The following is a 20,074-nucleotide window of genomic DNA, read 5'->3' as shown; positions in this document are numbered from 1 at the left end:
TGGTTCCCCTCTTCTACGGTCCGGTCATTTCACAGCGCGGCGACGCCGCCTCTCCGGCGGCGTCCTCGGCGGCGGCGAGCTGCCGCGCGACCTGCTCCCGTACGTCGGCGAGCTGGCCGATCAGCCCGTCGAGCTCGGCGAGCTTGCGCCGGTAGACGGCCAGGGACGCGGGACAGGAGTCCCCGGCCGGGTGGCCGGCGCGCAGGCAGTCGACGAACGGGCGGGTCTCCTCCAGCTCGAAGCCGAAGTCCTGGAGCATGCGGATCTGGCGCAGCAGCCGCAGGTCGTCCTCGTCGTACGTGCGGTAGCCGTTGCCGGTGCGGCGCGCGGGCAGCAGGCCGCGCGACTCGTAGTACCGCAGGGTCCGCGTGCTGGTCCCGGCCCGCTCCGCCAGTTCGCCGATTCGCATGCCCCGACCGTAATCCTTGACGCCGACGTCAAGGCAAAGAGCGGTTCGGGGTGAGGGGCGGGGCCCTCGCCACCCCCGTATGCGAGGGCCCCGACATGGATCACGCTCGGGGCCGGACTCCGGTTCAGGAGGGGGTGCGGATGATCCGTGAACATCGTGCGCAGGGGTTTCGCGCGGTCGGCCGGAACCGTAGGCTGGCAAATGGATCTAGCACCGTTCCGATTACCGGACGGTCGCCGGGAAACTCGCCCATGGCGTTGAACTCCATAGGACGTTCCTACGAGTTCTGGGCTTGTTTGAACGGTCTGTAGTCGCCACCCCTTGGGCACTCCTACGGTGTGCCCTGTGCACTCCAGCCCTCCCTTCAATGCCCCCGCCGCGCGTCGCCTCCGCGCAGCCCTGGGCATGGCTCCCGGTCATGTCGCCTATGGCCTGCGCGCCCAGTACGGACTGATCGTCGAGCCCGAGACCGTGATGGCCTGGGAGCGCGGTGAGATATCGCCGAGTTCCGCCGAGCTCACGGCGCTGGCCGGCGTCCTGTGGTGCGCCCCCGGCGAGCTGCTCTCCGAGCCCGTGACCCTGCGGGAGCACCGGATGGCCCGCGGCATGGCCGCGGACGAGCTGGCCCGGCGGATCGGGCTGGAGACGGCCGCGTACCAGAAGATGGAGGACACCGGGCGCTGGAAGGGCAACGAACGGCAGTCCGTGGCCCTGGCGCAGGTGCTCGGGCTGTCGCTGGCCCAGTTCGTGGCGGCGACGGGCAAGCAGGACGAGCTCGCGGAGCTGCTGCGCAATGCGGTGACCACGCGCTGGCAGGCGTACGTGAAGCCGCTGGCCAAGCTGCTGCCGGTGCCGAAGCAGCACCTGGAGCCGGTCCTGGAGCGGCTGCACGGGGACTACCAGTCGAAGATGGTGGCCACCCTGAGCTGGGGCGGCGCTTCGGGCGAGGCCGGCACGGGCGACGCGGGCCGCCAGTTCCTGGCCGACATAGTGACCCACTTCTGGTCCTACGCCTCCGGCCCCGGCCCCCGCTAGATCGCCCCTTTCGGGTCTCGCCCGTTCCCGCGGACCGCGGGAACCGCGCGGACCGCCGCGTGCGCGACCGGCCCCGGCCCCGTCCCGCCGTGGACGTGATCGGGGCCGTTCGTCTGCGCGATTCGGGCCGGAGGTCCCGTCCGGGCGGGGCGCAGGGCCCGGGGGCGGATGGGTCAGAAGACCGATTCGGCCTCGTACATGCGGGCCTCGGGGACCGTCTTCAGTTCCGTGACCGCCTGGGCCAGGGGGGCCATCACGATGTCGGTGCCGCGCAGGGCGGTCATGTTGCCGAAGTCGCCGCGGTGGACGGCCTCCACCGCGTGCCAGCCGAAGCGGGTGGCCAGGACGCGGTCGTAGGCGGTGGGGGTGCCGCCGCGCTGGACGTGGCCGAGGATGACCGGGCGGGCCTCCTTGCCGAGGCGGTGCTCCAGCTCGACGGCCAGGCGGTTGCCGATGCCGGCGAAGCGCTCGTGGCCGTACTGGTCGATGGCGCCCTTCTCGTACGGCATGGAGCCCTCGGCCGGGTGCGCGCCCTCGGCGACGCAGATGACGGCGAACTTCTTCCCGCGGGAGAAACGTTCCTCCACCATCTTCACCAGGGCGTCCACCTCGAAGGGGCGCTCCGGCAGGCAGATCCCGTGGGCGCCGCCGGCCATGCCGGACTCCAGGGCGATCCAGCCGGCGTGGCGGCCCATGACCTCGACGACCATCACGCGCTGGTGCGATTCGGCGGTGGTCTTGAGGCGGTCGATGGCCTCGGTGGCGACCATGACGGCGGTGTCGAAGCCGAAGGTGCGGTCGGTGGAGGAGATGTCGTTGTCGATGGTCTTCGGCACGCCGACGACCGGCATCCCGGCGTCCGACAGCATCCGCGCGGCGGTCAGGGTGCCCTCGCCGCCGATCGGGATGAGCGCGTCGATGCCGTAGCGCGTGGCCAATTCCCGGGCGTTCTCGGCGGCTTCGTGCAGCCGCGCGCGCTCCATGCGGGCCGAGCCGAGGATCGTGCCGCCGCGGGCCAGGATGCCGCTGACCTCGTTGATGTCGAGGGGGCGGTGGTGGCCGTCCAGGAGGCCCTTGAAGCCGTCCTCGAAGCCGATGACTTCGTCGCCGTGGCCGACCAGGGCGCGGTGTACGACCGAACGGATGACAGCGTTCAGGCCCGGGCAGTCGCCGCCTGCGGTGAGAACTCCGATACGCATCGTGCTGTGTCTCCTGCTCCTGGTCGTACCGGGCCGTTCGCGTGCGGGCGGACAGCCGTACATCTGAAGGGCGTCGTGTTCGTCATGGTGAAGCGTGTCCGATTGTTCCACGGGCCGGGGGTGCGGCGCGTTCCGCGCCGCTCCGGCCACCAGGCCTTTCGACCCCTCCGGACAGGCCTTTCCCGGCGGGCGCCCTATCTGCCCGCCGAGGTATTGTCAAGAGGTCAGGCCCACCCTAACGGGGAAAAATCCACCACTTCCCCTACATCCACGACATCCACACGATGGGACGGAGACCACGCGTGACGCGCAGCGTGTACGTGACCGGTATCGAGCGGGGGGACGGCCGCCAGGTCGTCGAGCTGGGGATCATGGAGCTGCTGACCCGCCAGACGGCTCGGGTCGGCGTCTACCGGCCGTTGCTCCACGACGGACCGGACCGGCTCTTCGACCTCCTGAAGGCCCGCTACCGGATCGACCAGGACGCCCGGGCGGCCTACGGCATGGAGTATGACGAGGCCTCCGCCATCCTGGCCGAGAAGGGCACCGACGAGCTCGTGTCCCGACTGGTGGACCGCTATCACCGGGTGGCCCGCGACTACGAGGTCATGCTCGTCCTCGGCACCGACTACGCCGATACGAACCTCCCCGACGAGCTGGCGCTCAACGCCCGCCTCGCCAACGAACTGGGGGCCGTCGTGGTGCCCGTCGTCGGCGGCACCAGGCACCCCGCCGAGGCCGTGGGCGCCGAGGCCCGCAACGCCTTCCGCGCGTACGAGAGCCTCGGCTGCCACGTCGTCGCGATGATGGTGAACCGGGTGGCCGCCGAGGACCGGGACGGCATAGCGGAGCGGCTGGCCGCCCGCCTGCCCGTGCCCTGCTACGTGCTGCCGGACGACAAGTCGCTCTCCGCCCCGACCGTCGCCCAGATCACCCGGGCGCTCGGCGCCGAGGTGCTCCTCGGGGACGACGCCGGGCTGGCCCGCGACGCGGTGGACTTCGTCTTCGGCGGCGCCATGCTGCCGAACTTCCTGAACGCCCTGACCCCCGGCTGCCTGGTCGTCACCCCCGGGGACCGCGCCGACCTGGTCATCGGGGCGCTGGCCGCGCACGCCTCGGGCACCCCGCCGATCGCCGGCGTGCTGCTGACCCTGAACGAGCGTCCGGGCCCGGACATCCTGACCCTGGCCTCGAAGCTGGCGCCGGGCACGCCCGTGGTCTCGGTGGCCGGCAACAGCTTCCCGACGGCGGCCGAACTGTTCTCGCTGCAGAGCCGGTTGAACTCCGCGACCCCGCGCAAGCTGGAGACGGCGCTCGGCCTGTTCGAGCGGCACGTGGACACCGCCGAGCTGCGCGGGCTGCTGTCGGTGGCCCGCTCCGAGCGGGTCACGCCGATGATGTTCGAGCACGAGCTGCTGGAGCGGGCCCGCGCCGAGCGCCGCCGCGTGGTGCTGCCCGAGGGCGGCGAGGAGCGCGTGCTGCGCGCCGCGGACGTGGTGCTGCGCCGCGGGGTCTGCGACCTGACCCTGCTGGGCGAGGAGCAGGCGATCCTGAAGAAGGCCGCCGACCTGGGCGTCGACATCTCCGCCGCGCAGCTCATCGACCCGGCGACCTCCCCCCTGCGGGAACGTTTCGCCGAGTACTACGCGCAGGCCCGCGCCCACAAGGGCATGACCGTGGAGCTGGCCCTCGACGTGGTCACCGACGTGAACTACTTCGGCACCCTGATGGTCCAGGAGGGGCTCGCCGACGGCATGGTCTCGGGCTCGGTGCACTCCACCGCCGCGACCATCCGGCCCGCCTTCGAGATCATCAAGACGAAGCCCGACGCCTCGATCGTCTCCTCGGTCTTCTTCATGTGCCTCGCCGACCAGGTCCTCGTCTACGGGGACTGCGCGGTCAACCCGGACCCGGGCGCCGAGCAGCTCGCCGACATCGCCGTCCAGTCGGCGGCGACCGCGGCCGCCTTCGGGGTCGAGCCGCGGATCGCGATGCTCTCGTACTCGACCGGCACCTCGGGCAGCGGCGCGGACGTCGACAAGGTCCGCAAGGCCACCGAGATCGTCCGCGCGCAGCGCCCCGATCTGCTGATCGAGGGCCCTATCCAGTACGACGCCGCCGTCGAGCCCTCGGTCGCCGCGACCAAGCTGCCCGGGTCGGAGGTGGCCGGCCGCGCGAGCGTGCTGATCTTCCCCGACCTCAACACGGGCAACAACACGTACAAGGCCGTGCAGCGCTCGGCGGGCGCCGTCGCCGTCGGCCCGGTGCTGCAGGGTCTGCGCAAGCCGGTCAACGACCTCTCGCGCGGCGCGCTGGTGCAGGACATCGTCACGACCGTGGCGATCACCGCGATCCAGGCGCAGGGCGCGCAGCCCGCGCAGGCACCCACCGCCTGATCCCTCCCCCGCCCTTCCCCTTCCCCTTCCCGCGACAAGGAAAGACGCCCATCGTGACCACCGCATCGCGCGTACTCGTCCTCAACTCCGGCTCCTCGTCGGTGAAGTACCAGCTGCTCGACATGGCGGACTCCACCCGCCTCGCCGTCGGCCTGGTGGAACGGATCGGGGAAGAGACCTCACGCCTCGCGCACGAGCCGCTCACCGGCCCGGGCGCAGGCGGCGGCAAGCGCGAGCGGCTCGGCGCGATCGCGGACCACGAGGCCGCGCTCCGGACCGTCGCGGCGGAGCTCGCCGCCGACGGGCTGGGCCTGGACTCCCCCGAACTGGCGGCCGTCGGGCACCGGGTGGTGCACGGCGGGACCCGGTTCACGCAGCCGACGGTGATCGACGACGAGGTGCTGGCGGAGATCCGGAGCCTGATCCCGCTCGCCCCGCTGCACAACCCGGCGAACGTGACCGGCATCGAGGTGGCACGCGCGCTGCGCGCGGACATCCCGCAGGTTGCGGTCTTCGACACGGCCTTCCACTCCACGATGCCCGAGTACGTGGCCCGGTACGCGATCGACGCCGCGACGGCGGACAAGTACGCCATCCGGCGGTACGGGTTCCACGGCACCTCCCACGCGTACGTCTCGCGGGCGACGGCCGCCCTCCTCGGCCGGCCGTCCGAGGACGTGAACGTGATCGTGCTGCACCTGGGCAACGGGGCCTCGGCCTCGGCGGTCCGCGGCGGGGTGTGCGTGGAGACGTCGATGGGCCTGACCCCGCTGGAGGGTCTGGTCATGGGCACCCGTTCGGGGGACCTGGATCCGGCGGTCGTCTTCCACCTGGCGCGGGTGGGGGGCTTCTCGGTGGATGAGATCGATTCGCTCCTGAACAAGAAGAGCGGTCTGCTGGGCCTGTGCGGCGACAACGACATGCGCGAGGTGCTGCGGCGGGCGGGCGAGGGCGAGGAGTCGGCGCGGCTCGCCTTCGCGGCGTACGTCCACCGCCTGAAGAAGTACATCGGCGCCTACTCGGCGGTGCTCGGCCGGGTGGACGCGGTGGCGTTCACGGCGGGGGTCGGCGAGAACGCGCACCAGGTCCGCGAAGCTGCCGTCGAGGGCCTCGCGGAGCTGGGGCTCGTGCTGGACCCGGAGGCCAACGCCGTGCGCTCTTCGCAGCCGCGGCTGGTGTCGCCGGACTCCGCGCGGGTGGCGGTGGCCGTGGTCCCGACGGATGAGGAACTGGAGATCGCCACCCAGGCGTACGCGCTGGTTACTCGATAGTCACTTGGACTTTCCACCAGACGGAATATTCCGCTACGAAACAAACCGATAGGATCCAGTCATGCGCCGTTCCAAAATCGTCTGCACGCTGGGCCCCGCCGTCGACTCGTATGAGCAGCTGAAAGCGCTCATCGAGGCAGGTATGAACGTGGCCCGATTCAACTTCAGCCACGGGTCCCAGGCAGAACACCAGGAGCGGTACGACCGCGTCCGGAAGGTCTCCGAGGACACCGGGCGCGCGGTCGGCGTCCTCGCCGACCTCCAAGGCCCCAAGATCCGTCTCGAGACCTTCGCCGAGGGCCCCGTCGAGCTGGTGCGCGGTGACGAGTTCACCATCACCACCGAGGACGTCCCGGGCGACAAGTCCATCTGCGGCACCACCTACAAGGGCCTGCCGGGCGACGTCGCCAAGGGTGACCAGATCCTGATCAACGACGGCAACGTCGAGCTGCGGGTGACCGAGGTCGAGGGCCCGCGGGTCAAGACCATCGTCATCGAGGGCGGTGTCATCTCGGACCACAAGGGCATCAACCTGCCGGGTGCCGCCGTGAACGTCCCCGCACTGTCGGAGAAGGACGTCGACGACCTCCGCTTCGCCCTGCGGATGGGCTGCGACATGGTCGCCCTGTCCTTCGTCCGCGACGCCGACGACGTCAAGGACGTCCACAAGGTCATGGACGAGGTGGGCCGCCGGGTCCCCGTCATCGCCAAGGTCGAGAAGCCGCAGGCCGTCGAGAACATGGCGGCCGTGGTCGACGCCTTCGACGCGGTCATGGTGGCCCGTGGCGACCTGGCCGTCGAGTACCCGCTCGAGAAGGTCCCGATGGTCCAGAAGCGGCTCATCGAGATGTGCCGCCGCAACGCCAAGCCGGTGATCGTCGCGACCCAGATGATGGAGTCGATGATCACCAACTCCCGCCCGACGCGCGCGGAGGCGTCCGACGTCGCCAACGCGATCCTCGACGGCGCGGACGCGGTCATGCTGTCGGCCGAGTCCTCGGTCGGCGCGTACCCGATCGAGACGGTCAAGACGATGTCGAAGATCGTCACGGCGGCCGAGGAGGAGCTCCTCTCCAAGGGCCTCCAGCCGCTGGTCCCGGGCAAGAAGCCCCGCACCCAGGGCGGCTCCGTCGCCCGCGCGGCCTGCGAGATCGCGGACTTCCTCGACGGCAAGGCGCTCATCGCCTTCACGCAGTCCGGTGACACCGCCCGCCGGCTGTCGCGCTACCGCGTGACCCAGCCGATCCTGGCCTTCACCACCGACGTCAACACCCGCAACCAGCTCACGCTGAGCTGGGGCGTCGAGTCCTACATCGTCCCGCACGTGGACACCACCGACGCGATGGTCGACCTGGTGGACGGCGAGCTGCTGAAGCTGGGCCGCCACAACGCCGGCGACACCATGGTCATCACCGCCGGCTCGCCCCCCGGCGTCCCGGGCACGACCAACATGGTCCGCGTCCACCACCTGGGCGGCCAGTCCCCGGCCTGACCCCGGCCGCACCTTCGCCGCACAGAGACCGAGGGCGGCACCCCGAATCCCTGACAGGGACCGGGGTGCCGCCCTCGGTGCGTTGCGCGCGGCGCGGGACGCCGTACGCGGGGCCGTACGGGACTACTCGGGCGGGCCGACGTAGTTGTGGAGGCCCGGGACCGTGAGGGTGCCGCCGAACTGGCCGGCCTGGACGACCTTGACGTTCGAGAAGAACGCGAACGGGACGTTCAGGGGCGGCGGGCTGTTCGGGGTGAACTCGATCGGGATCAGGCCGAAGAGGTTCCCCTTGAGGCTCTCGGTGTACATCGTCACCGTGCCGCCGCGGATCTTGGAGGTGGAGCCCGGGCGGGACTTCAGGTGGGCGACGTTCCCGCTCTTGCCGACCGTCTGGTAGAGGTCCTTGATGTCCAGCGAGTCCGCCGTGAACTTCAGGACCTTCTTCGTCTTGCCGCCTGCCGTCTTCACCTCGACGATGCCGTGGTAATCGAGGCCGTAGAGGGTCAGCAGCGAGCTGTCGAGGTACCAGGGCTCGTCCGGCAGGAGCGGGATGCCCGGCTCCAGCTCGGCGTCGGCCAGCGCCTTGGCGTCGTACGTCGGGCAGGGGAAGGGTTGCTTCCCGTCCGCGTCCTTCGCCTCGTCGGACTTGTCCTTGTCCTCGTCGGCCTTCTTGCCCGTCTCGTCCTTCGGCGTCTTCGCGGTGTCCTTGACGTCCTCGGACAGCTCCTTGACGTCGACGCCGGCCTTCTTCGCGGCGTCGCGGATCGCGTCCGCGGCCGGGTCCGGGGCCGGGCCCGGGGCGGGCTTCGTCGGAGCGGGCGCCGTCGGGGCGGACTTGGTCGGCGTGGGCGTCGGCGTCGGGGTGGCCGAGGGGTGCGCGCCCAGGATCGGGGTGGTGATCCCGTCGACGATGCCCTTGACCTTGTCGCCGATGCCCAGGGGGTCCAGCGGGTTCGGGGTCTCGGACGGGGACGCGGTGGCGGCCGGCCCGGCAGGGGCCGAGGGGGCCGTCTGCTTCGACGCGGTGCTCTCCGCCGACTTGCTGGCGGACGGCTTCGGGGCCGAGGGGGTGGCGCCGGGCTTCGCGGCCTTCGACGCACCCGGAGAGGGGCTCGCGGAGGGCGACGAGTTCGGCGAGGGCGACGTGGACGTCGACGGGCTCGGAGAGGCCGACTCCGCGGGTTCGTCGGACCGCGTGACGCACGGGCCGGGCGCGAAGGGAATCTCCTCGTCGGCGAGCGCCAGCTTCGGCGCCATGCCCATCCCGACGAAGACCGCGGTCGGCATGGCCGCCAGCGCCATCGTCTTGCCGACGGGTATCTGGATCTTGTTCAGCAGCGACTTCCGGGGCGCCGCGTGCCGCGGACCCCTTCGTTCACGGGACTCTGCGCTCGGGGTCACGTCCCGCTGCGTCTCGTCACCCCGCACTGTTCCTCCCGCCATCGGCGTGGGCAGTCGTCTCGGTCGCGTAAGCCGTTTCCGTCTCGCGGGGGCCGGGCACTCCCAGGGGGCCGTCCGCGAACTCCTCCGTCTTGGCCGGCGCCGCGTCCTGCGGCTTGCCCGGCGACCACGAGAGCGCGAGGGCTCCGCCGATCAGGGCGAACAGGAAGCCGAGGAAGAAGCCGCCCAGGTTGGACACCGGCAGGGAGACCAGCGCGAGCAGGATCGACGCCACACCGGCGAAGACCCGGATGCCCTGCTGGAACCAGAGGGCCAGGCCGAGCGTGATCAGCAGGACACCGATGATCAGCGAGCCCGCGCCCGCGGTCGTCGCCATGGCGATGGTGACGTTGCCCAGCCGGAGGTCCGCGTACGGGAAGTACGCGATGGGAATGCCCCCGATGAGAGTGAAGAGACCCGCCCAGAAGGGCCGGCCGCCACTCCAGGCGTGGAAGCGGTGGTACACCGCGGTGAGCCATGCGTCGTCTGCGGCGCGAACCGGGGCCTGGGGGTTCATGGACAACAGCTCCCTGGAAACGGTGGTACGGAGATCTGGGGGAAGCCCGGCGGGACGGGCGGCGGCCAAGGCCGCCACCCGCCTCCACCGGTCACGCCCCGGGACGGACTACTTCTCGTCCTGGTAGCACGGCTGGTCGCCGCTGAGCAGGCGCAGCTTGAGGTCGGGCAGCGTGAAGGTACCCGCCGTCGTCGCCCACGCCTTCTGACGCACGTTCGTCAGCACGGCCTTCTTGGCGCGCTGGGAGAACAGCGAGCCGTTCGCCACCGTGCCGGCCTGCGGCGCGGTGGGGTGCGTGTCGTCCTTCGCCGCGCCGACCGCGACACCGATGTCCAGGTCGGTGAACGTGGCGTCGGTGTCGAGCTCGGCGACATCCAGGTAGATGTTGTCCGCGACGGCCGGCTTGCCCTTGTTGCCCGTCCGCAGCTGCATCGTGATGTTGCCGAGGCCGGGAATCGGGGTCACCAGCGACTGGCACATGTTGGTGATCTCGGCGTGACGGAACCCGGAGATGGTGACCGGGTGCGCCGCGTCCTTGCCGTCCAGACCCTTGCCCTTGGCGACGCTGCCGTACTGGAGCAGGTCGTCACCGTCGAGCTTGTCGGCCGAGACCTTGAAGTCCTGGCCGGAGACGCTGAAGGACGCCGCGAGGGCACCCTGCGCCAGACCCACACCGACCGCGGCGGTGGCCGCGATGCTCGGCACCATGACGAGCGCGAAGCGCTTCCATCTGGTCCCGCCACGAACCTGAGAACTCATTATTCGTTCCTCCTTCTCGGACGTACATCTCCGGTCCGGGCCGTACCCGTCCTGGGATGGGAGAAGTGCTACGTCCTCGGGAAGAAGCGCAGGCGGCCGAGCCGCGGCAGAGCCGCGTCCGACACACCGGCGTTCACCCCCGAGCGACAACCACTGGGTCACGCGTTCACGCAACCAGGAGGACAGGCTCCGCCGGTGAGGCGAAGACCCCCCTGTCCAGCAGCCGGCGCCCCTGGCACCGGCCGGCCCGGTGGGGACCCTACGCCGCGGCTCCGACGAGCGGGACTGCGGGAAGGACCGAGCGTCGCCGATCGTGGTCCATTCCAGGCCGGGGCACAAGGGGGTTCGTTACTGGCGGGTAACGGCAAGATAACCAGGGGTCGACCCGGCGCCATCGGGTGACGACGCTGGGTGTCACCAAGGGCCACGACACAGTGGTGGATTTACGAACACACCGGACAGTTCACGGGGTTCCACTTACTGCGAGTAACAGCAGCCGCAATTGCCAAGTTTTGGCAAAGTGCGGCTGCTGTTTGGCTATGTGTCAATAAATCGTCGGTACTCCGCCGATCTCCCGGACACCGCGGGCCGAGCTCCTAGAACAGCACCCTCGCGAGCGCCGTACGGGCCGCCCCCACCCGGGGGTCGTCCGCCCCGATGACCTCGAACAGCTCGAGCAGCCGGACCCGTACCGCGTCCCGGTCCGCACCCGCCGTGACCCGGACCGTGTCCACCAGGCGCCCGAAGGCGTCCTCCACGTGACCGCCGACCAGGTCCAGGTCCGCCGCGGCGATCTGGGCCGCCGGGTCCTTCGGATCCTCGGCCGCCGCCGCGCGCACCGCCTGCGGGTTCATGTCCTTCACCCGGGTGAGCAGCTCGGCCTGGGCCAGGCCCAGCGCGGCCTCGGTGTTGGCCGGGTCGTCCGCCAGTACGTTCTTGTACGCCTGCACCGCGCCGCCCAGGTCACCGGCGTCGAGCGCGACGACGGCCGCTTCCAGCAGCGCGTCGTGCGGTCCCGCCGGGACCTGCGCCTCATCGGCGGCCGGGGCGCCCGCGGGGCCGCCCTCGGCGCTCGGGTCCACCTCGATGCCGATGATCCCGAAGCGCTCCTCGGCGACCTGGACCAGCTGGGCGAGGGTCGCGCGGATCTCCTGCTCGGGCGCCACGCCCTGGAACAGCGGCAGCACCTGGCCCGCGACGACGGCGAACACGGCCGGAATGCCCTGGATGCCGAACTGCTGCATCAGCATCTGGTTGGAGTCGACGTCGACCTTGGCCAGCAGGAGGCGGCCGTTCGCCTCCACGGTCAGGCGCTCCAGCAGCGGGCTGAGCTGCTTGCACGGCTCGCACCACTCGGCCCAGAAGTCCAGGATGACCGGGACCTCGGCGGAGAGCTGGAGGACGTCGCGTTCGAAGCCGGCCTCGTCGACGTCGATCACGAGCGCGGACGGCGGCACGGCACCGGCGGACGCGGGCGCGCCGCCCTGGGCGACCTGCCGGGCCGCTTCGGCACGGGCCTGCTCGGCCTTCGCCTTGGCCTCGCCGGCCGCCTTCACAGCGGCGAGGTCGACGACGCCGCTCATGGACATGTTTCTGGGCTGCATGCGTACATCCTCCCCCGTGTGCGCGCGCGGACGAAAAAGATCGGCCGAAATGCCTTCTTGAGTACCCTCGGTGGTGCGTTGTTGGCGCCGGGTCCCCACCTGGCGCCGGTAGCTCTTCGCGTGGTCGTCGCTCTTACGCTACGAGCCGTAGCGTAACTCCCCGCGCCCCTTCGCGCCCCGTGATCTGAACCACAGCATTTCGGGGCCCGCCGCTTTGGCTACCGACGGGTATGGTCTCGGCCATGCGCAACGCCAGCTCCCCGACCGGACGCACCGGACGCCCCCGCAGCGCCGCCGCGGACGCCGCGATCCTCGCCGCGACGCGGGACGCGCTGGTCGAGCTGGGCTGGTCGAAGCTGACGATGGGCGACGTCTCGACCCGGGCCGGGGTCGCCAAGACCACCCTCTACCGCCGCTGGGCGGGCAAGAACGAGCTGGTCGTGGACGCCGTCGCGGTGCTCTTCGACTCACTCGAACTCCCCGACCGGGGCTCCCTCGAAGCCGACATAGAGGACGTGGTCCTCCAGTTCGCGGCGCTGCTGCGGCGGCCGGAGGCCCGTACGGCCCTGATGGCGGTCGTCGCCGAGTCCACCCGGGACGAGGCGCTGCGCGACCGGATCCGGTCGGCGATCGTGGACCGGCAGAAACGTCTCGTCGTACTGGGTCGCGAACGGGCCCAGGCCCGCGGCGAACTCCCGTACGAGGAGGACGAGGAGCTCGCCTGCCGCACCACGGACCTGATCTTCGACGTGATCGCGGGGACGGTGGTGCACCGGGCGCTGGTCAGCTCCGAGCCGGTGGACGAGCTCTGGGTGGCCACCTTCACGGCCCTCCTGATGCACGGCCTCCGGGGCCCGGCGCACGCCTGACCCGCGGCCCCGCCGCGAAACGGCGAAGGCCGGGCGCCGGCACCCCCTGAGGGGCGCCCACGACCGGCCTTCCACCGCTCGGAAGGGGATCAGAAGCCCGGCGGCTCCGTGTAGGTGCCCCACTCGTCCCGCAGCACGTTGCAGATCTCCCCGAGCGTGGCCTCGGCGCGCACCGCGTCCAGCATCGCCGGAATCATGTTCGACCCGTCGCGGGCGGCGGCCAGCATCGCGTCCAGCGAGGACTTCACCTTCGCGTCGTCGCGCCGCGCCTTGCGCGCCGCCAGGTGCTCCACCTGTACGCGCTCCACCTCGTGGCTGACGCGCAGGATCTCCAGGTCCCCGGTCACCGACCCGTGGTGCACGTTGACGCCGACGACCCGCTTGTCGCCCTTCTCCAGGGAGCGCTGGTACTGGAACGCCGACTCGGCGATCTCCCCGGTGAACCAGCCGTCCTCGATGCCGCGCAGGATGCCCGAGGTGATCGGCCCGATCGGGTGCTGCCCTTCCGGGTGGGCGCGCAGACCGCGCTCCTTGATCTGGTCGAAGATCTTCTCGGCGTCGGCCTCGATGCGGTCGGTGAGCTGCTCCACGTACCAGGAACCGCCCAGCGGGTCGGCCACGTTGGCCACCCCGGTCTCCTCCATCAGCACCTGCTGCGTGCGCAGGGCGATCTCGGCCGCCTGCTCGCTCGGCAGCGCGAGGGTCTCGTCGAGGGCGTTGGTGTGCAGCGAGTTGGTGCCGCCGAGAACGGCCGCGAGGGCCTCGACGGCGGTGCGTACGACGTTGTTGTACGGCTGCTGTGCGGTCAGCGAGACGCCGGCCGTCTGGGTGTGGAAGCGCAGCCACATCGACTTCTCGCTCTGCGCCGCGTACACCTCCTTCATCCAGCGTGCCCAGATCCGGCGGGCGGCGCGGAACTTGGCGATCTCCTCGAAGAAGTCGAGGTGCGCGTCGAAGAAGAAGGAGAGGCCGGACGCGAAGTGGTCCACGTCAAGACCGCGGGACAGGCCCAGCTCCACGTACCCGAAGCCGTCGGCGAGGGTGTACGCGAGCTCCTGCGCGGCCGTCGCCCCGGCCTCGCGGATGTGGTAGCCGGAGACGGACAGCGGCTTGTACGCCGGGATGCCCTTCGCGCAGTACTCCATGAGGTCGCCGATGAGGCGCAGGTGCGGCTCCGGTTCGAAGAGCCACTCCTTCTGGGCGATGTACTCCTTGAAGATGTCCGTCTGCAGCGTGCCGTTGAGCACGGCCGGGTCCACGCCCTGCCGTTCGGCGGCGACCAGGTACATGCAGAAGGCGGGCACGGCCGGGCCCGAGATCGTCATCGAGGTGGTCACGTCGCCCAGCGGGATGTCCTGGAAGAGGACCTCCATGTCGGCGGCGGAGTCTATGGCGACCCCGCAGTGGCCGACCTCGCCCAGCGCGCGCGGGTCGTCGGAGTCGCGCCCCATGAGGGTCGGCATGTCGAAGGCCACGGAGAGCCCGCCGCCGCCGGCGGCCAGGATCATCTTGTAGCGCTCGTTGGTCTGCTCGGCATTGCCGAAGCCCGCGAACTGGCGGATGGTCCAGGTCCGGCCGCGGTAACCGGTGGCGTGCAGGCCGCGGGTGTACGGATACTCCCCCGGCCAGCCGATGCGCTCGAATCCCTCGTACGCGTCGCCGGGGCGGGGCCCGTAGACGGGTTCGACGTCATCCCCGGAGAGCGTGGTGAAATCGGCCTCGCGCTTGCGGGCCTTGTCATAGCGGGCCTGCCAGCGGCGGCGGCCCTCCTCGATGGCGTCAGCGTCCATACCCATGAATTTACTAGGACGTCCTAGTAAATGTCGATGGGAAACCCCGGAGAGTATCTCCGGGGTACCGGTGCGCGAGTCGCGCTCCAAGACACCGCTAGGCGTCGGCGGTGGCCAGATCGCCCTCGACGAGCGGCTCGACCTCGGCGCGGACCTTGCGCTCGACGAAGAAGGCGGCCAGCGGGATCGTGCCGGAGACCAGCACCCACAGCAGCTTCGGGAACGGCCAGCGGGCCTTGGACCCGAGGTCGAAGGCGAACACCAGGTAGATCATGAACAGCACGCCGTGCACCTGCGAGACCGCGAGGGTCAGGTCGGCGCCGGTGTCGAAGCCGTACTTGAAAACCATGCAGGTGCAGAGGATCAACAGCATGACCGCGGTCAGATAGGCCATGACCCGGTAGCGGGTCAGCACGCTCTTCTTCATGCCGATGAGCCTAACCGTCCGTTTTGCTCGATCTTGACGGGGGCCCCGCGACCGCCGGCCTACTCCTCGAAGTCCGCGGCGGCGACCCTCAGGGGCCTCAGGAGCGCGAAGATCTCCTGGCATTCCTCGGCGTCGTACGCGCGGAGCCCGAAGTCGACCGCCATCAGGTCGGTCGTCGCCGCCTCGACGACCTCGCGGCCCTTGTCCGTGATGGACGCGAGCGTGCCGCGGCCGTCGTTCGGGTTCGGCCGCTTGGCCACGAGCCCGGAGCGCACCAGGCGGTCCACCGTGTTCGTCACCGACGTCGGGTGGACCATCAGCCGCTCGCCGATCTTCGACATCGGCAGCTCGCCGGCCTTGGAGAAGGTGAGCAGCACCAGCGCCTCGTACCGCGCGAAGGTCAGCCCGTACGGCTTGACCACCGCGTCGACCTCGCCGAGCAGGATCTGGTGCGCGCGCATGATCGAGGTGATGGCGGCCATCGAGGGCACAGGTCCCCAGCGGCGCTGCCAGAGCTCGTCGGCGCGGGCGATGGGGTCGAAGGGGAGGCTGAGCGGCTTGGACACGCACCCGACCCTACCGGGCGGTCATTTGGCGGCGGGCCCCGTCTCATTCTTCGGTCGGCCGTCCCGCGGGCCCGCGGACCGCAGTTCGGCGAGGAGGAGCAGGACCACCGCCGTGCCGAGCACGCCCGCGCCCGCTACGACCGCGTGCACCGGCAGGAACTCGGCGGCCAGCCCGGCCAGGGCCATGCCGACGCCCTGGAGGGTCATCAGCCCGGTGCTCAGCAGGGTCATCGCCCGGCCGCGCAGTCCGTCGGGGACGGCGTCGACGTACCACTGGTCGAGGCCGAGGGTGTAAGCGTGCGCGAGCCCGGCGAGCAGCAGGGCGGCGAGTACGGCCACCACCCCGGGCCGGGCCGCGTACACGAGCAGCGGCAGCAGGCCTGCGGCCGCGAGCGGGGCCACGAGCCGGGAGCGGGCGCGCGGGCCGAGCACCGAGCCGGCCCACAGTTCACCCGCGATGGTGCCGACGGGCAGCGCGCACATCATCACTCCCAGGGCCGCGGTGCCGGCTCCGATGCCGTCGGCGTACGGGACGAGCAGCGCCTCGGGGGCGATGGCGAAGACGGGCGGCAGCCAGAACAGCAGGGTCAGGGCGCGCAGCCGGCGATCGCCGAGGACGGCGCGCATCCCGGCGAGCGGGGAGGTGCGCTCGGCGGCGGCGCGGGCCTGCCGCACCGCCGTGCCGAAGCGCAGCAGCAGGGCCGAGCAGAGGAATCCGGCGGCGGTCAGCGCGATGGCGGCGCGCGGGGCGAGGACGGTGAGCAGCAGCCCGCCGAGCCCGAAGCCGATGAGCTGGGCGCTCTGGGAGACCATCCGCATCAGGGAGCGGCCGAGGACGTAGACGTCGCCGGAGCCGAGGATGTCGGCGAGGGAGGCGTTGCGGGTGCCCTGGAAGAGAGGCGCGACGAAGGCCATGGCGCAGCGCAGGACGAGCAGAGCGGCGACGGGGGTGCCGGGCAGGACCATGGCCGCCGCGCAGGCGGCGCAGACGAGGTCGCAGCCGACGAGGACCCGGCGGGCGGGCCTGCGGTCGGCGATCCCGGCGAGGAGGGTGCCGCCGAGGGCGTAGGGGAGGAAGCCGAGGGCGAAGGTGAGCGCGCTCATCAGCGGCGAGCCGGTGGCGCGGAACACGAGGACGGTCAGGGCGATCTCGGCGACGACGATGCCGAGGACGGACAGCAGGTGCGCGGCGAACACGGGCCGGAACTCCCGGACCCGGAAGACGGACCGGTACCCGCCGGCGGCCTCGTTGACGGTGGTGGACATGCGGCGAGCCTGCGGGGCTACGGTGGGGGTGGCGCAGTGATTCGGCCTCTGCCGAATCGCCGCGCACGACCTGGAGGGGGGAGCCTTGGCCTTTCATTTCCGGTTCGGAGCCGGGGACCTGCTGCGGTGCCGGTTCTCCGTCTCGCCGCGCTGGGAGACGCAGGAGGCGGTGCGGACCCTGCTGCGGCCGGGGCGGCAGCAGTACCACCTGCCCTGGCTGCGGGGCATCCGCGCGGCCGCCGACGGGCTGGACCTGCGGCCGCTGTGGCTGCTGATGCCGCGCGCCGGCCACAACCCGGACTTCCTGAGCCCGCCGCCGCTCGGGCCCTCCGTCACCTTCGAGGAGGAGCTGGAGCGGGTCCGGTCCGCTGCGGCCGCCGATCCGCGGGCCGTACGGGAGGACCTGCGGCGCGCCCTCGTCTGTACCCCGGGCGCCGCCGAGAGCGACCTCGGCCGGCGGATGCTCGCCGATCCGGCCCGTGCGGTACGGGAGCTGGCCGATCTGTACGAGCAGGCCTGGACCGCGCTGATCGCCCCGCACTGGCCGCGGCTGCGGGCCCTGCTGGAGGCCGACATCCTCTTCCACTCGCGGCGACTGGCGGCCGGCGGACTGGAGGCGCTGTTCGACGGCCTCCACCCGGACCTCCGCTGGTCCGACGGGACGCTCACCATCGACCGCCCCGCCCACCACGACCGCTCCCTGGACGGGCAGGGCCTGCTCCTGATGCCGAGCGCGTTCGTGTGGCCGGAGGTGGTCGGCGGGTACGACCCGCCCTGGCAACCGACGCTCGTGTACCCGGCGCGCGGCATCGGCGCACTGTGGACGGCGTCGGCGGGACCGACCCCGCAGGCGCTCGCGCGGCTGCTGGGCCGGGGCCGGGCCGACGTGCTGTGCGCCCTCGACGAGCCGGCCTCCACCACCGCGCTGGCCCACCGCCTCGGGCTCGCCCCGGCCACGGTCTCGGCGCACCTGAAGGCCCTGCACGGCGCGGGGCTGCTGATCTCGGCCCGGCACGGCCACCAGATCCTCTACGAGCGCACCCCGCTCGCCATCGCCCTGACGACGGGCAGCGCGCCCCGGACGTAGGCACGCCCGGTGTCGCGGACGGGGGTTACCGACCGTCATATCACGATATGCCGGTCTGCAATTCCGCCATTCCGTGCGCCGACCCTTCGAGGAACCCGGATGCCAGGCCGACCCCGCCCCAGATCCCTCGCCGCCGCGCTCGGCCTCGCGCTGCTGATCGCCGCGGCCCCGGGCTGCGGGAGCGAGGAGTCCGCCCCGTCGCACGCGCCCGCGGAGGCGCCGCCCGAGGCCGAGGCGCGGGCCGAGCCCGCCGGATCCCCGTACTGGGTGGACCCGGAGAGCGAGGCGGCCCGGCAGGTCGCCGCCTGGAGGTACTGCTGGGATTCGGCGGCCTTGGTGACGGCGCCGGTGTAGTTGCCGTACACCTGCGGGCCGACGACGAAGGCGATGTCCGGGTCGCGGAAGTAGCCGAGCATCCGCTCCAGGAAGTTCGGCAGCGGGACGTGGTCGGTGTCGACGGAGGCGAAGAACTCGTAGTCGTCGCCGTGCGCGACCAGCCAGGCGTTGTAGTTGCCGTGCTTGGTCCGCTTGCGGTGGGGGCCCTTGCGGGTGTTCCAGCCGGCGACGCCCTTGCGGGTGAAGTGCCGTACGCCGAGCTCCGCGCACAGGGCCCGGACCTCGGGGTCGTCCCCCTCGTCGAGCAGCCATACGTCGAGCGGGCCGTCGTGCCGCAGGGCGACCGCCCCCAGGAGGGTGGCCCGCACCATGGCGATCGGCTCTTTGCCGGGGACGTACGCGGTCAGGAAGGCGACCTTGGTGCCGGGTCGGGGCGGCACCGGTACGGGGTCGCGGGCGGCCATCGTGGCGTGGGCCACCGACAGGACGTTGATCAGCACGAAGAGCATGATCAGTGCGATCGAGCAGAGCATCGCGGCGTCGAGCCGGATCAGCCAGCGCTCGCCGCCCTCGCGGACGGTCCGGTGCGTGGGCCAGACGAGGTAGAGCAGCAGCCCGGCCGCGGCGACGGGAGCCAGAACCATGAGGAGCACGGCGCGTATTCGGGTGCGGAGCTGCTCGCGCGAGAGCAGGGAGCGGTAACCCACGCGGTAGGGGCCGGTGGTGGCGGTGCGGTCCGGCTCCGCGAACGGACCGGCGAGGCGGCTGTGGGTCTCGTAGTCGAAGCCTTCCGGCCGCACGGCCCCTCCAGTGCTCGAAGCCCAGGGTTATACCACCACAAAAGGTGACAAACCCTGGGCGTGTCGAACGGGGCTCGGCCGAACGGCGGGCCGGACTAGGCCAGGTGGCGCTCCACGGTTTCCACCTTGGACGTCAGCCCGTCGACCACCCCGGGGCGGATGTCGGCCTTGAGGACCAGGGAGACCCGCGGCGCCCGCTCCTCCACGGCCGCCACCGCGCGCTTGACCACGTCCATCACCTCGTCCCACTCCCCCTCGACCGAGGTGAACATGGCGTCCGTGCGGTTCGGCAGTCCCGACTCCCGTACGACGCGCACCGCGTCGGCCACGTACTCGCCGACCTCTTCACCGACCCCCAGCGGGGTCACCGAGAACGCGACGATCACGCCGCGTTCGCCGCCTCGCGCCGGGCGCGGGCCGCCATGACGCTGTCGGCCTCCTCGCGCTTGAGGAGCTTGTCGCCGTAGAGGCCGCCGAAGGGCAGCAGCGCCAGCAGGAAGAACAGGGCGACCTTCTTGACCGGCCACTTCGCCTTGTTCCACACGTCCAGCAGGAAGACCGCGTAGATGACGAACAGGATCCCGTGCAGGATGCCGAGCGGCATCATCAGGTAGTCGATGTCGGAGATGCGGCTCAGCACCGATCCGAAGATCAGCAGGGCCGGGAACGACAGCGCCTCCGGTACGGAGATGAGGCGCAGCCGGTGCAGGGCGGAAGCGGTCTTGATGTCCACGATGAACCTTCGGGGTGGTGGCCGGGGGTCCGTTCCAGTCTCTCAGCCGCCCTGCCCGATCTTGCGGCGGGGCCGCCG

At 71.3% G+C, this 20,074-nt stretch carries 18 protein-coding genes and 1 pseudogene; 6 read left to right on the top strand and 13 right to left on the bottom strand.

The features are described from left to right. Nucleotides 1-13 precede the first annotated feature (13 nt). Complete coding sequence (locus ACFXGI_RS19050; RefSeq protein ID WP_030857249.1) at nucleotides 14-409, bottom strand: MerR family transcriptional regulator; 396 nt, start codon at nucleotides 407-409, stop codon at nucleotides 14-16. A 336-nt stretch (nucleotides 410-745) separates the two neighbouring features. Between ACFXGI_RS19050 and ACFXGI_RS19045 the strand changes: the two genes are divergently transcribed. After that, nucleotides 746-1,444, top strand: a complete 699-nt coding sequence (locus tag ACFXGI_RS19045; RefSeq protein WP_384707636.1) for a helix-turn-helix domain-containing protein — start codon at nucleotides 746-748, stop codon at nucleotides 1,442-1,444. Between the two features lie 173 nt (nucleotides 1,445-1,617). Here the strand turns inward: ACFXGI_RS19045 and ACFXGI_RS19040 are convergent, their stop codons facing one another. Further along, nucleotides 1,618-2,643, bottom strand: coding sequence for an ATP-dependent 6-phosphofructokinase (locus ACFXGI_RS19040; protein ID WP_384707633.1), 1,026 nt, complete (start codon nucleotides 2,641-2,643; stop codon nucleotides 1,618-1,620). A 302-nt stretch (nucleotides 2,644-2,945) separates the two neighbouring features. Between ACFXGI_RS19040 and pta the strand changes: the two genes are divergently transcribed. From pta to pyk, 3 genes are all read left to right on the top strand, one after another. After that, entirely contained in the window at nucleotides 2,946-5,039 is a 2,094-nt protein-coding gene (gene pta, locus ACFXGI_RS19035) for a phosphate acetyltransferase (RefSeq protein ID WP_384707630.1), read from the top strand. Nucleotides 5,040-5,092: 53 nt separating this feature from the next. Further along, nucleotides 5,093-6,310 (top strand): acetate kinase, encoded by a 1,218-nt coding sequence (locus ACFXGI_RS19030; RefSeq protein ID WP_384707627.1) that lies wholly within the window; start codon nucleotides 5,093-5,095, stop codon nucleotides 6,308-6,310. 61 nt (nucleotides 6,311-6,371) lie between these two features. Further along, nucleotides 6,372-7,802, top strand: a complete 1,431-nt coding sequence (gene pyk / locus ACFXGI_RS19025) for a pyruvate kinase (protein WP_384707624.1) — start codon at nucleotides 6,372-6,374, stop codon at nucleotides 7,800-7,802. Between the two features lie 123 nt (nucleotides 7,803-7,925). Here the strand turns inward: pyk and ACFXGI_RS19020 are convergent, their stop codons facing one another. The 4 genes from ACFXGI_RS19020 to ACFXGI_RS19005 all read right to left on the bottom strand — a co-directional run bounded on the left by ACFXGI_RS19020 (nucleotide 7,926) and on the right by ACFXGI_RS19005 (nucleotide 12,122). Then, complete coding sequence (locus tag ACFXGI_RS19020; RefSeq protein ID WP_384707621.1) at nucleotides 7,926-9,230, bottom strand: hypothetical protein; 1,305 nt, start codon at nucleotides 9,228-9,230, stop codon at nucleotides 7,926-7,928. Next, complete coding sequence (locus tag ACFXGI_RS19015) at nucleotides 9,220-9,759, bottom strand: DUF6114 domain-containing protein (protein ID WP_384707618.1); 540 nt, start codon at nucleotides 9,757-9,759, stop codon at nucleotides 9,220-9,222. The genes ACFXGI_RS19020 and ACFXGI_RS19015 overlap by 11 nt, the downstream gene beginning before the upstream one ends. 108 nt (nucleotides 9,760-9,867) lie before the next feature. Continuing rightward, nucleotides 9,868-10,518 carry a DUF6230 family protein gene (locus tag ACFXGI_RS19010; protein ID WP_030857233.1) on the bottom strand — a complete coding sequence of 217 codons (651 nt, stop codon included), beginning with the start codon at nucleotides 10,516-10,518 and terminating at the stop codon, nucleotides 9,868-9,870. Nucleotides 10,519-11,114: 596 nt separating this feature from the next. Further along, the gene (locus tag ACFXGI_RS19005) at nucleotides 11,115-12,122 is read right to left on the bottom strand and encodes a tetratricopeptide repeat protein (RefSeq protein WP_384707614.1); all 1,008 of its coding nucleotides are present in this window, start codon (nucleotides 12,120-12,122) and stop codon (nucleotides 11,115-11,117) included. A gap of 242 nt (nucleotides 12,123-12,364) precedes the next feature. On the opposite strand from ACFXGI_RS19005, the gene ACFXGI_RS19000 reads away from it, so the two are divergent. Further along, nucleotides 12,365-12,991: a TetR/AcrR family transcriptional regulator gene (locus ACFXGI_RS19000; RefSeq protein WP_384707611.1), complete on the top strand. Its 627-nt coding sequence runs from the start codon at nucleotides 12,365-12,367 to the stop codon at nucleotides 12,989-12,991. 89 nt (nucleotides 12,992-13,080) lie between these two features. Here the strand turns inward: ACFXGI_RS19000 and ACFXGI_RS18995 are convergent, their stop codons facing one another. The 4 genes from ACFXGI_RS18995 to ACFXGI_RS18980 form a co-directional block, all read right to left on the bottom strand. Further along, nucleotides 13,081-14,781: a methylmalonyl-CoA mutase gene (locus tag ACFXGI_RS18995; protein ID WP_384707608.1), complete on the bottom strand. Its 1,701-nt coding sequence runs from the start codon at nucleotides 14,779-14,781 to the stop codon at nucleotides 13,081-13,083. 97 nt (nucleotides 14,782-14,878) lie between these two features. Continuing rightward, entirely contained in the window at nucleotides 14,879-15,208 is a 330-nt protein-coding gene (locus ACFXGI_RS18990; protein ID WP_384707605.1) for a DUF3817 domain-containing protein, read from the bottom strand. 59 nt (nucleotides 15,209-15,267) lie between these two features. Continuing rightward, the gene (locus tag ACFXGI_RS18985; protein WP_030857223.1) at nucleotides 15,268-15,774 is read right to left on the bottom strand and encodes a MarR family winged helix-turn-helix transcriptional regulator; all 507 of its coding nucleotides are present in this window, start codon (nucleotides 15,772-15,774) and stop codon (nucleotides 15,268-15,270) included. A 21-nt stretch (nucleotides 15,775-15,795) separates the two neighbouring features. Further along, entirely contained in the window at nucleotides 15,796-17,040 is a 1,245-nt protein-coding gene (locus ACFXGI_RS18980) for an MFS transporter (RefSeq protein WP_384707601.1), read from the bottom strand. Nucleotides 17,041-17,125: 85 nt separating this feature from the next. Between ACFXGI_RS18980 and ACFXGI_RS18975 the strand changes: the two genes are divergently transcribed. Continuing rightward, entirely contained in the window at nucleotides 17,126-18,127 is a 1,002-nt protein-coding gene (locus ACFXGI_RS18975) for a DUF5937 family protein (RefSeq protein ID WP_384707598.1), read from the top strand. Between the two features lie 251 nt (nucleotides 18,128-18,378). On the opposite strand, the pseudogene ACFXGI_RS18970 reads toward ACFXGI_RS18975, so the two are convergent. From ACFXGI_RS18970 to ACFXGI_RS18960, 3 genes and pseudogenes are all read right to left on the bottom strand, one after another. Further along, nucleotides 18,379-19,263, bottom strand: a pseudogene (locus ACFXGI_RS18970) (glycosyl transferase); the annotation flags it as partial. A 95-nt stretch (nucleotides 19,264-19,358) separates the two neighbouring features. Next, nucleotides 19,359-19,649: an MTH1187 family thiamine-binding protein gene (locus ACFXGI_RS18965; protein WP_030153812.1), complete on the bottom strand. Its 291-nt coding sequence runs from the start codon at nucleotides 19,647-19,649 to the stop codon at nucleotides 19,359-19,361. Next, nucleotides 19,646-19,996 carry a DUF3817 domain-containing protein gene (locus tag ACFXGI_RS18960; RefSeq protein WP_030153811.1) on the bottom strand — a complete coding sequence of 117 codons (351 nt, stop codon included), beginning with the start codon at nucleotides 19,994-19,996 and terminating at the stop codon, nucleotides 19,646-19,648. Before ACFXGI_RS18960 ends, ACFXGI_RS18965 begins: the two co-directional genes overlap by 4 nt. Nucleotides 19,997-20,074: the final 78 nt, after the last annotated feature.

The organism is Streptomyces sp. NPDC059355, from assembly GCF_042752335.1.
In the GTDB taxonomy this organism is placed as follows: domain Bacteria; phylum Actinomycetota; class Actinomycetes; order Streptomycetales; family Streptomycetaceae; genus Streptomyces.
This window is presented reverse-complemented; position numbering and strand designations above follow the sequence as displayed.